This is a genomic window from Sulfurimonas sp., assembly GCF_028713515.1.
Classification (GTDB): Bacteria; Campylobacterota; Campylobacteria; order Campylobacterales; family Sulfurimonadaceae; genus Sulfurimonas.
In genome coordinates, this window is the sequence record NZ_JAQTOD010000001.1 from 465,116 (window position 1) to 476,848 (window position 11,733).

The following is an 11,733-nucleotide window of genomic DNA, read 5'->3' on the forward strand; positions in this document are numbered from 1 at the left end:
TTGTAGGTAAATATTTTAATTTTACTTATTGAAAAGTTGTTCCGCCATCAATAACGATTGTTTGTCCCGTAAGCCATGAGGAGTTATTTGAACACAAGAAAAGGCATGCTCCCGTTAAATCTTCAGCTTCTCCCATACGAGAAAGAGGAGAGCGTCTTACCACTTCACTCTTTACCTCTTCATAATTTGGAAATGCTTTTAGTGCATCAGTGTCAATCGGTCCACCACTTACCGCATTTACACGAATGCCTTTTTCACCAAGTTCAGCAGCGGCATAACGAACCATAGCTTCAACCGCAGCTTTGTTTGTTCCATGACCTGCATAATTTGGAGTATATACAAGATTGCCGGTAGAACTCATACTTATGATGCTTCCGCCGCCTGTTAGCTCCATTCTCTTAGCTGCTTCTTGTGCACCAACAACAAACGCATCAACTGTCGCTGTATAGATATTGTTTAACCCTTTTGGTTTTAACCTCATAAATGGACCAAATCCGCCAACAACCGCGCGACCTGAAATAATAGCATTTGAGATAAAAAAGTCTAATCTGTCAAAATCTTTATCAAACTCTGCGTAAACATCTTTGTATGTTTCAGGCTCTAAAATATCAAGCTTATAGGCTCTAGCTTTTACGCCATACTTTGATTCAACATCGGCAATTATCTCATTTGCTGCATCAGCTTTTGTTGCATAAGTAAATGCTACATCACACCCTTTTTGAGCAAACGCATATACAACCGCCTTGCCAATTCCACGAGTTCCGCCACTTATAAATAGAGTTTTTCCAGTCATTATAATCCTTTAATTTCGTAGTTTTTCATCACAGCTTCTAATTTTTTTAAGTTGTCGTTGCTTGGCGCAACGAGTGGAAGTCTGTATTCAAGTGTATCAATCAATCCTGCGATAAACATAGCTGCTTTTATCATGATAGGATTTGACTCAATAAAGAGGACTTTATTGATGGGAAATAGTTTATCGTTAAGAACTTTTGAAGATGCAAAATCACCGCTAAGGGCTTTTGCAACCAGTTCACTTTTAAAATCAGGCAGTAGATTTGATGTAACAGAAGTTATACCAGCGCCGCCGTTAGCAAGTATTGCATAGTCAATCGCATCATCACCGCTAAATACTTTTAAATCTGGTCTACGAGAGAGAAGCTCAATAGTTCTCTCTATGTTTCCGCTTGCCTCTTTTATGCCGTATATATTTTTAACATCATTAAAAAGTCTTATAACGGTGTCTGCTTGGATATCAACTCCAGTTCTCCCAGGGACATTATAAAGCATAAAAGGAAGTTCTGCAACTGACTCTGCAATCGTTTTGTAGTGTTGATAAAGTCCCTCTTGAGATGGCTTGTTATAGTACGGTGCAACTGAAAATATAGCATCAACTCCACACTTTTGAGCAGTTTTTGCCGCTTCAATTGCCTCTGCAGTTGAGTTACTTCCAGCACCTGCTAAAACTTTGGTGTTAGTTCCCTTGCAGACAGCTACTGCAATCTCCATGCAGATTCTATCCTCATCATAAGTTAGTGTTGCGCTCTCGCCGGTTGTACCGACTGGACAAACAGCATTTATTCCATTGTTTATTTGTCTTTTAATCAAATCAGCATATTTTTGCTCATCTAATTTTCCATTTTTAAAAGGAGTTATCAGGGCCGTTGTTGAGCCTGTTACTAGATTCATTTTTTGCCTTTTTTCAAAATTAGCGTTGTTGATTTACTAAAGTCAAAGTACTTATTTGCAGCCTCTTTCACATCTTTAACTGTTATCTTCTCTATAGCATCTTCATATGTTAAAAGCGGTGTTAAATCTCCTCTGACAAGATAGCTTCCAAAGAGTTCCGCTACAGAAGTTGAACCCTCAAGCGAGTATATAAAATCAGATTTTGTGTTGATTTTTACCTTTTCAATCTCGCTTAATTCAACATTTTCATTTTTGATAAGTTCTATCTGCGCGATTATCTCTTTTTCAACATCTTCGACTTTTACATCTGGGTTACACGATGCTAAAAATATAAACAAACCTGGGTCAATATTTTGCATATTGTAAGCATAGATGCTGTTTACAAGGCGTTTTTTATCTATGAGTTCTTTGTATAGTCTTGAGCTTTTTCCAGAGAAAAGAATCTCGGAAATCACACTTAGAGTGACTTGATCTTTACTTTTAAAGTTTGGAATATGAAAAGTCATAGCTAACATCTCAACTTCACTCTCTTTGTAGATTATTGCTCTTTTTGGACCATTTTGCTCAGGTTCTATAAACTTAACTTCAGGAATTTTTACTCTGTTTTTGATACCGCCAAACTCTTTTTCTGCTTTTTTAAATACATCTTTTGGCTTAACATCACCAGTTATCATAAGTACTGCGTTGTTTGGCTGATAGTAAGTTTTGTGAAAATCTTTTATATCTTTTAGTGTCCAAGTTTGGATATCGTTCATGAATCCAATTGGTGTCCAGTGGTATGGATGGTAAGTGTAAGCGTTATTAAACATTGCAAAGTAGAGATATCCAAGTGGAGAGTTTTCAGTTCTCCATCTGCGCTCTTCTGCTACAACATTGCGTTCAGGTTGAAACTCTTTGTCTTTTAGATTTAGATTTTGCATAAGTTCTGCGTAAAGTTTTAGAGATTTTCCAAGATTGTCACTGCTTGATTTTATGTAGTAGTGAGTGTAGTCAAAACTTGTTGAAGCATTATTGACTCCGCCCATACTCTTAACTTCTTTATCAAACTCCCCAGCAGAAAGGTTTTTAGTGGATTTGAAGTTCATATGCTCAAGCATATGTGCTATGCCTGTTTTGCCCATAACCTCATTTCTGCTACCAACTTTATAAAATATATCTGTACTGATAACATTTGTGTTGTTTTGTAGCGGAATTACAACTATCTGCAAGCCATTTTCTAGAGTTTTCGTCTCATATTTTGGTAGTGATGATGCCATTAAGGCTCCTGAAATTAGTATATAAATTAAAAATTGTCTCATCTTCTGTCAGCGCCTATGGCTTCTGTTATGTTGTCGTACCCATCGGCTTTTATTAACTCTGTTAGTTCAAGATTTATATCTCTTATCATATCAGGTCCATGAAATATGAGCCCACTATATATCTGAACAAGCGATGCTCCAGCTTTTATGCGTTTGTATGCCTCTTGTGCGGAGTCAATCCCGCCAACTGAGATAAGTACTGTTTTTCCATAAAGCTCTTTTGCCACCGCTTCAAATATCTCAAAACTTCTCTTTTTCAAAACTGCACCGCTAAGCCCACCGATAGCTTTTGGGTGTTTAACGAGTGAGTAATCAACTGTCGTATTTGTAGCGATGATTCCATCTGCACCGCACTCAACCGCTAGCTTTGTAAGCGTTACCGCATCTTCTTCTGTCATATCAGGTGCTATTTTTAGTAGAATTGGCTTTGAAGTTATTGCTTTTGCTTCTTGAAAAAGCTTTGCTATAAACGCTTCATTTTGCAGGTCGCGAAGCCCAGGAGTGTTTGGAGAGGAGATATTTATAACCAGATAATCGCCAAGAGTGTGTAGAGCCTCTATCAACGAAATATAGTCATTTACTGCTTCACTATCAAGTGTCGTTTTGTTTTTTCCAATGTTTATGCCGATTGGAGTTGTAAAAGGAAACCTTTTTTCCAGTCTCTTTTTTACTTCCAAAAGCCCTTCATTGTTGAATCCCATAGCATTTTGGATGCTCTCTTCGTCAATATGACGAAACATTCTAGGTTTTGGATTTCCATTTTGAGGTTTAGGCGTAACAGTGCCAATCTCAGTAAAACCAAAACCCAAAATCTGCATACCGCGAATCATGGTGGCATTTTTGTCAAACCCAGCACCAAGTCCAATAGGATTTAAAAATGTACGACCAAAAAGCTCTTGTGTTAAAACGCTGTTTGTGATGAAATGAGACCCTAAAAATGAGTTAAAAGGAATCTGGCAAACATTTGGCACCCTAAGAGCGAATTCTGCCAGTTTATGAGCGTTTTCAGGCTCTAGTTTAAAAAGCCAAGGTTTGATGCTTTGGTAATCAATCATATCTGTTGTTTAACCTTTAAAAAATTTAGAGATTATACTAAAAAAAAGTAAAAGAGAGCCTATTTTGTTATTGTGTTGAGTTTAGTGTAGCTTCGTTGAATATAAATATTTTTACTCATTTTAGTGTAAGAAAAAGCGGTTATACTCCTTCAATAATAACAAAAGGATTCGTATGAAAAAAATAGTATTGTTGGCTGTTATTGCCATTTTAGCTTTTGGCTCGTCAGTTGGTGCAAGTGAAAAAAGTGGTTGTGAGCTCTCCCAAGTTGGAGCAGTAGAGGTTGGTTGGACTGGATATAAGACGCCAGCTAAAGTTGGAGTTGGTGGCTCTTTTGATAGTGTGAAATATACCCCAGTTGCCAAAAGTGGAAATAATTTTCGTTCTGTTTTGGTTGGTTCAACTGTTGTGATAGACACAACAACTGTTAACTCAAAAAATCAAGGTCGTGATGAGAAGCTAGTTAAATTTTTCTTTGGTATGATGAGTCAAAAAAATATTGAGGCAAAAATAGTAGATATTAAAGCTGACGAAAAAATAAAAGATGCCCCAAGAACTGGTATTGTTAGCGTTGAGATAGATATGAACGGTGTTAAGAAAATAGTTCTAATGAAATACAGTTTCAAAGATAGTGTATTTGAAGCAACTGGTGTAATTGACATCTTAGAGTTTAACGCAAACAAAGCACTAAGTTCAATAAATCAAGCTTGTTTTGATCTTCATGGTGGAAAAACATGGAGCGATGTAGCGATAAGTTTTAAAACAAAGATAGAAGCACTTGTCTGTAATGCTAAACCTTTAAAGTAAACCAACCCACTCTTAACTATGTTTCATTGGTTAAGAGTGTCTGTTTAACTGCTCTTGTGTTGCTCGCTGAATATTTTGAACTGCTCTGGTAGAAGTGGTTTGCTGTAAAAATAACCTTGAATCTCATTACATCCCTGTTCTCTTAGATATTCTAACTGCTCTATCGTCTCTACACCCTCAGCAATTGTTTCCAGCCCAAGACTGTGTGCCATTTGAATTATTGCACTTACGATTGCCTTGTCCTCTTCATCTGTGCTGATATCACGGACAAAAGATTGATCAATTTTAAGCTTATATATTTTAAATTTCTTGAGATAGCTTAAAGATGAGTATCCAGTTCCAAAATCATCAATTGACATTCGTATGCCTTGTTCATAAAGGTTGTTCATAATAGAAATAGCCATTTGTGGGTTGTGCATAGCCGTTCTAGTTCGAGATACTCTGGTGCTAGGCTGTTTTTTTTAACATAGCTGTAACTATTCTAGAGAGATTTGGTTGACGAAATTGGATGGAAGAGATGTTGACTGCAACTACAATCGCAAGACCATTGTCAACCCATATTTTTGTTTGAGCAATAGCAGTGCGCAGTACCCACTCTCCAATTGAGATGATTAATCCATTCTCTTCAGCAATAGGGATAAATTCCGCTGGTGAGATTATTCCTAGCTGTGGATTTTCCCAGCGTAGGAGGACTTCAGCACCAATAATATTTCCATTTTTAAGTGATATTTGTGGTTGATAGACTAGATATAGCTCATTTTTCTCAAGCGCATGATGTAGTGCATTGCTTAGCACAAGGGTACGAGTAGAGCGTTTTTGCATCTCTTGTGTAAAGAAGCAGTAGTTGTTGCGACCCTCTTGTTTTGCGCGATACATAGCTGCATCTGCATTTTTAGAGAGAGTTTCTATGTCTAAACCATCAGAAGGATACAGAGCTATCCCAATAGAAGCCGTTACTATAATCTCATATTCATTAACAAGGAAAGATTCAGCCGTAATCTTTAGCAATTTTTGTGCTATTAGCAGAGAGGTTTTTGCGTCGGTATCTGGGAAGAGTAGGACAAATTCATCTCCACCAAGTCTTGCTATTGTATCTTCTTCACGCAATAGTAACCCAAAGCGTCTTGCAATCTCAACTAGCAGTGCGTCACCGATAGAATGCCCAAGAGTATCATTAATCTCTTTGAAGTGATCAAGGTCAATAAACATGATTGAAAAACTTTGGTCATTATGCTTTGCAAGATTAAGCACATATTGGAACCGGTCATTTAGTTGTGCTCGATTTGGTAATCCAGTGAGTAAATCATAGTTTGCTAAATAATGAATTTTTTCCGTGGTTTGCTTCTGCTGTGTTATGTCTTCTTCTATGGCAATATAGTGTGTTGTGCGACCATTTGTATCCACAACAGGAGAGACACTGATAAAATATGTATATTCTGTGCCATCTTTTCTTTTGTTGGTAAACTCTCCTTGCCATGATAAACCACGGGTAATAGAGAACCACATATCATCATGCGCGTTTAGTGGCGTTTTGCCTGATTTTAAAAAGCGTGGATTTTTCTCTATTGCCTCTTCAGCTGTGTAGCCAGTAGCCTTCACAAAAGCACTATTTACATAGCTTATGTTGCCTTTAAAATCTGTAATTATAATGATATTAGAACTTTGCTCCATAGCTTGTGCTTGTATATTTAGAGAAATTTCTGCTTTTTTGTTTGCAGCCTCGCGGTCAAAGTTTTTTAAAGCAAAGTCAATGTCTGTAGCCATTTTTATGAGAAGTTTTTGTGCCATTTCATCAAAAGCATTAACCTCGCTAGCATATAAAGTGAAGACACCAATAACTAAACCATCACGATGAAGTGGAAGAGCAGCTGAAGCCCTCCATCCAAATTGCTCTCTTTTTTGATGCCATAGTGCAGTTGCAGAATCATTTTGAAAATCCTGACACCAGTATGGTCTATCTTCACGAAATACAATTCCAGTGGGTCCATGACTTGTTGGACTGTTTGCACTAGTTGAGATATGTAGATTTTTTAGATATTCTGTTCCACTTCCAGCGTAAAAAGTAGGTTTTAGCTCTTGTTTTTTTTCGTCATACATACCTATCCACGCCATTAGCATACCGCCAAACTCCACTGCATCTTGGCAGATAACCTTAAAAAGTTCGTTTTCATTAGTAGAGTAAACGATTGCTTGATCACACCGACTCAATGCTATATATAGTTGTGTGAGGCGATTGGCTTCATTCTCTGATTTTTGTCTGTTTGTCTCTAACTTTGAGAGTTGTTGTTGTGTCTCATAAAGCCAACCAAAGATACTGCTTTTTTTGTTTGAAGGTATTATAATGGGGGAGTAAAAATCCCCGCTTCCTATTGCGTTAATGGTAGTATAAAGCTCATTGAGGGAGGCTCCTAGTACCATTTGAAGAGATTTGTAGATACGCCATAACATAAATGCGAGAATTAAACCAAAGATTACGATAGAAATCAAGTAGATTTTTGTTGGATGAAATCATATCTCTCTGCTTGTTTTTTGTTTAATGTTTTGATTGTAGCAAAAATTAACTGCGCTTTTTATTGCATTTTCATAGCTAAGAGTGTTTGCAATATTTTTATAAGCAATATCAAAAGCTGTCCCATGGTCAACTGAAGTTCTAGTGATTGGTAAATTTAGTGAGATATTTATACTCTCATCAAAATATAGTGCCTTAAGAGGTGCTAGACCTTGATCGTGATACATCGCGACAAAGTAGTAAAAATTTTCCCTAGAACGAGGCGTAAAAGCTATGTCTGGAACAATTGGACCAACAAACTGCTCAAAACCAATTTTTAGATTGGCACTCTTTATGGCTTTTGTGATTATAAGCTCTTCGTTGCCGAGTACTCCGTTATCGCCAGCATGTGGATTTAGACCCAAAACAGCAATTTTTTCTTTTGAAATTGAGCTGTGAAGATCCAAAAAAAACTGTTTTAACTTTTTATATTTTATGGATGATGCTACATCCTTTAGTGGTATATGTTCAGTAAAAAGTGCCACAAACATCATCTGGCATCCAAGCATCATGATGGCATCTTTTTTGAAGTAGTCTCGGAGTAGGTCGGTGTGACCTTTGTATCTGATTCCAGCCATCATCCATGCCTCTTTATGGATTGGCATTGTTACAACAGCATCGGCACTCTTTTGCTCACAGAGTTTAACCGCACTCAAAAATGAGTCGTATGAGTATTTTCCACTCTGCGCAGTTGTTTTTCCTGCTTCTATAAAAAACTCGCCATCTATGGCAAATATCTCAAAATTTTTTGGAACTTGTACGCCTAAGAGTTTCGTAGCTTGATTCAACATGAGGGAGTTTATGCAGTAAATCGGTCTGCAAAACTCCAAAATTTTCTGGTGCGATTTTAATGCTATCTCAATTCCAACGCCATTTAAGTCACCAACACTAATTGCGATGCGAGGCTTCATCTTGTGGTTAGTTTTTTCATATCTTTTACAGCAGTTGCTAAACCGCTAAAAACAGCTCTTGCAACTATACTTTGCCCGATATTTAACTCTGTTATCTCTTTGATACCCATCATACAAGAGACATTGTGATAGTTAAGTCCATGTCCAGCGGCAACTTCAAGACCTATATTTTTGGCATAAGCGGCTGATTTTTGGATGTTGTCTATTGCTTTTTCCAGTCTGCTTGATAGCTCATATCTAGGCAATTCAAGCTCTTTTACGGAGTGGTTTGAGTGAGGAAGCGATGAGTTTAGCATGGCAAAAAGATTTGCAAAAGCACCTGTGTGAAGCTCTACTATCTCAGCGCCCAACTCTTTGGATTTTTGCATAGCTTCTATAGTTGGATCTACAAACAGCGAAACAGGAATCAAAGAGTCGTGCAACTGCTCTATGGCGTACTTTATCTCATCTTCATATCTAAAAACATCAAGCCCACCCTCTGTTGTAACTTCCTCTCTTTTTTCTGGAACAAGCGTCACGCGGTGCGGTTTTAGCTCACAGACGATGTCTAAAATCTCTCTATTTATGGAACACTCAAGATTTACTGGCAAACTAGAGTGCTTTAAAATATTTTGTACATCAACATCTTGTATGTGTCGTCTATCTTCTCTTAAATGTATGGTTATCTGATCTGCTCCACTCTTGCATGCAACAAAAAGAGCTTGTAGTATCTCTGGGTCATTCACTCTCCGTGCCTCTCTTAAAACTGCTACATGGTCTATGTTTACACCTAGTTTCATACTGTTCAATTTGTTACCTTTGTCATAAATTTGTTGTACTCTTCTTCTAACGCTTCTGCTTTAATAATCTCGCCAAAAAAGACTTCAACTATTTTTCTCTCTTTAAAAGGGGAATTTTTAAGTACTTTTTCTAAAGTATCGTTTATAAAAACAGGAACCACTTCAAGATGATTTGCAAGGGCTATCTTTGAGGCTCCGTTTTGAAAGCTTTTAATCCCAACTCCACCGTATCTCTCACCTTCAGGAAAGATATAGATGTTTAAATCATCCACTTTCGCAAGAGTTCCCTTTATCTTTTTAAAAAATGCAAAAAGCCCTTTTTTATTCTCTATATCAACACTTATACATCCGCTATACTTGAAAAAATCACCATAAATGGCACTAAAGAGTTTCTCTTTTGCTATCCAAGTCCCAGTTTTGTTAAACTTGTAAAATATACTCTCCATAACTATCATGTCAAGCAGTGAACGGTGGTTTATAGCGTAGAGTATATGATTTTTTGTCGGTATATTGCCAATAATTTTAGCCTCAATATTTAAAAACTCTAAGACACCATTTGAGAAATTTTGACGACTTTTTGAGAGTTCTTTGTATAAAAAGCTCTCGGAGATAAAAGGATGAAAGAATGTTTTTTTAAAAACAGCTATATATCTGTAGCCTTCTTTAATCATAAAAAAATATTTAAAAAGTTTTTTTAACAAAATCAATCCTAATTAAAAACTATTTTTAATTATATCATTGATTTTGTTATGCTCGTTTGTTTGAGCGAAGCAACTGCTGGCTCCACAAACCATAAAGCCACTCTCATTGGTAGCTTTTTTTTGGATAAATGGATATTTTAGAGAGCTAAGCTCAAGTGCATTTTGCTCTAGGTTTTTAATACTTGATTTTATAACTCTATCGCCCTTTAAATGCCTTAGCATCTGACGCAACATATATGGGTAGATTATCGGTCTTCTTGCTAACTCAAACGAGTTATACTCGAGTGTTTTATATGCGAAATGAGCATATTTTTCATCTTCTAGAAGTGTACTTAGTGAGAGCAGGGCATCAATAATGATGGCAATTGAACTCATATAGGTGTTGTCTGAAATCTCCGCTTTTGTCTCAAACTCGCCTATGCTAAATTTCCATGTTCCTTTGTTGTAAAACTTCTCTAATGCTAAGTTTGTGAAGTGTTGAGCTTTTATAAGATATAGTTCATTTTGAGTTGAGTTAAATGCGGCAATCAGTGCTTGAGATAGATAGGCATAATCCTCCAAGAAAGCCTCTATTTTAGGGTTTTTATGTATAAGCGTTGTGTGATAGAGTTTAGTGTCTTTAAACATAGTGTCAAGGAGTGCATCAAGGTTCTTGATGGCCTTTTGTTTGTAAGAGCTATCTAGTTCACCAAGCGTAAACAGGGCTTTTATCATCATGCTTGACCATGAAGTCTGAATCTTTTTGTCTATAAACGGATACTCTCTTTTGGCTCTTAATTTTTGGAGTAGAAATTTTATATTCTCAAAACCATGAGGCATGTCCGTATCTCTAAATCTTATAATATTTTTACCCTCAAAATTACCATCTTTGGTAATGCTTAGTTGTGACAAAATCTCATCTATATTTGTATAATTATTCTCTTTTAAAACTTTATAAACTTCATCATAACTATAGACAAAGTAAGTTCCCTCTTTGCTCTCGCTATCAGCATCGCTGGCGCTATAAAAGAGTTCATCTTCGCTCATATGATTGTTCCAAAACTCCGCAATCTCTTTGGCAGTTTGTAAAAAAGAGTCATCTTTGTAGGTTAAATAGGCATTTGTGTATAGTTCACAGAGTAGGGCATTATCATAAAGCATCTTCTCAAAATGTGGTACTAACCATTCGTTATCAACGCTGTAACGGCAAAATCCGCCATCTACTAAATCGTACATTCCGCCTTTTTTCATATTTCTAAGTGTGTTTAAAACCATCGCTTTTGCTGATGGGTCATCATAAAGTTTGTCAATGATTAGCAGTGTGCCAAGCGTGCTTGCATGAGGAAATTTTGGAGCGGTTGAGAATCCGCCATATTTAGTGTCATAGTTGTTTTTAGCTTGAAGCATAAAGTTTTTAACAATATCCTCTTTAAGTATTGTTGCCTCTTTTGGATGCTCTTTATGGTTTAAAAAACTCTCAATCTCCTCGGCATTTTTTATAATCTGTTCATCATTTTGAGAGATTTTATCTGCTATTAGTTTTGTAAGTTCAATAAACCCCATCCCCTCAACGCTTCCTTCTCTCGACTCGGGCGGTATATAAGTTCCTGCAAAAAATGGTTTGTTCTCTGGCGTACAGAAGATAGAAGTAGGCCATCCACCAGCTCTGCGGTTTAGTAGAGTATAAACCTCCTGATAATGTTTATCTATGTCTGGTCGCTCTTCGCGGTCAACTTTGATGCAGACAAAACTCGCATTGAGTATATCTGCGCAAACACTATTTTCAAAAACATTCTCTTCCATAACATGACACCAGTGACATGAGCTATATCCAATAGAGATAAAGATAGCCCTGTTTTCATCTTTTGCTTTTTTAAATGCTTCATCACACCAAGGGTACCAATCTACCGGATTTTCTTTATGTTGTTGTAGATACGGTGAGTCTTCTTTTTCTAGTCTATTTGACATATT

The 11,733-nt window shown here is 36.8% G+C and carries 11 protein-coding genes; 1 reads left to right on the plus strand and 10 read right to left on the minus strand.

Annotated elements, in window-relative coordinates; all coding sequences use genetic code 11:
* Nucleotides 1-25: 25 nt before the first annotated feature.
* Genes PHV22_RS02380 through PHV22_RS02395 form a run of 4 tightly spaced genes read right to left on the minus strand, consistent with a single transcriptional unit; the run spans nucleotide 26 to nucleotide 4,039 of the window.
* On the minus strand, nucleotides 26-793 hold the full coding sequence (locus PHV22_RS02380; protein ID WP_295021009.1) for an enoyl-ACP reductase: 768 nt from the start codon (nucleotides 791-793) through the stop codon (nucleotides 26-28).
* Nucleotides 793-1,686, minus strand: a complete 894-nt coding sequence (gene dapA / locus PHV22_RS02385) for a 4-hydroxy-tetrahydrodipicolinate synthase (RefSeq protein WP_295021007.1) — start codon at nucleotides 1,684-1,686, stop codon at nucleotides 793-795. Before dapA ends, PHV22_RS02380 begins: the two co-directional genes overlap by 1 nt.
* Complete coding sequence (locus tag PHV22_RS02390) at nucleotides 1,683-2,942, minus strand: pitrilysin family protein (RefSeq protein WP_299945535.1); 1,260 nt, start codon at nucleotides 2,940-2,942, stop codon at nucleotides 1,683-1,685. Before PHV22_RS02390 ends, dapA begins: the two co-directional genes overlap by 4 nt.
* 38 nt (nucleotides 2,943-2,980) lie before the next feature.
* Nucleotides 2,981-4,039 (minus strand): quinone-dependent dihydroorotate dehydrogenase, encoded by a 1,059-nt coding sequence (locus PHV22_RS02395; RefSeq protein WP_295021005.1) that lies wholly within the window; start codon nucleotides 4,037-4,039, stop codon nucleotides 2,981-2,983.
* A 172-nt stretch (nucleotides 4,040-4,211) separates the two neighbouring features.
* On the opposite strand from PHV22_RS02395, the gene PHV22_RS02400 reads away from it, so the two are divergent.
* Nucleotides 4,212-4,844 (plus strand): YceI family protein, encoded by a 633-nt coding sequence (locus PHV22_RS02400; protein ID WP_295021004.1) that lies wholly within the window; start codon nucleotides 4,212-4,214, stop codon nucleotides 4,842-4,844.
* Nucleotides 4,845-4,888: 44 nt separating this feature from the next.
* Here PHV22_RS02400 and PHV22_RS02405 read toward each other — a convergent pair whose 3' ends face one another.
* From PHV22_RS02405 to PHV22_RS02430, 6 genes are read right to left on the minus strand one after another with little or no spacing between them, the layout of a single operon-like run.
* On the minus strand, nucleotides 4,889-5,263 hold the full coding sequence (locus PHV22_RS02405; protein ID WP_295021003.1) for an EAL domain-containing protein: 375 nt from the start codon (nucleotides 5,261-5,263) through the stop codon (nucleotides 4,889-4,891).
* 28 nt (nucleotides 5,264-5,291) lie between these two features.
* Nucleotides 5,292-7,292, minus strand: a complete 2,001-nt coding sequence (locus PHV22_RS02410; RefSeq protein WP_295021002.1) for a diguanylate cyclase — start codon at nucleotides 7,290-7,292, stop codon at nucleotides 5,292-5,294.
* A 60-nt stretch (nucleotides 7,293-7,352) separates the two neighbouring features.
* Nucleotides 7,353-8,303, minus strand: a complete 951-nt coding sequence (pdxA, locus tag PHV22_RS02415; protein WP_295021001.1) for a 4-hydroxythreonine-4-phosphate dehydrogenase — start codon at nucleotides 8,301-8,303, stop codon at nucleotides 7,353-7,355.
* Nucleotides 8,300-9,082 carry a pyridoxine 5'-phosphate synthase gene (locus PHV22_RS02420; protein WP_295021571.1) on the minus strand — a complete coding sequence of 261 codons (783 nt, stop codon included), beginning with the start codon at nucleotides 9,080-9,082 and terminating at the stop codon, nucleotides 8,300-8,302. Before PHV22_RS02420 ends, pdxA begins: the two co-directional genes overlap by 4 nt.
* 5 nt (nucleotides 9,083-9,087) lie before the next feature.
* Nucleotides 9,088-9,783: a lysophospholipid acyltransferase family protein gene (locus PHV22_RS02425; RefSeq protein ID WP_295021000.1), complete on the minus strand. Its 696-nt coding sequence runs from the start codon at nucleotides 9,781-9,783 to the stop codon at nucleotides 9,088-9,090.
* A gap of 12 nt (nucleotides 9,784-9,795) precedes the next feature.
* A complete protein-coding gene (locus PHV22_RS02430; protein WP_295020998.1) occupies nucleotides 9,796-11,730 on the minus strand; it encodes a thioredoxin domain-containing protein in 1,935 nt (644 codons plus the stop codon).
* Nucleotides 11,731-11,733 lie beyond the last annotated feature (3 nt).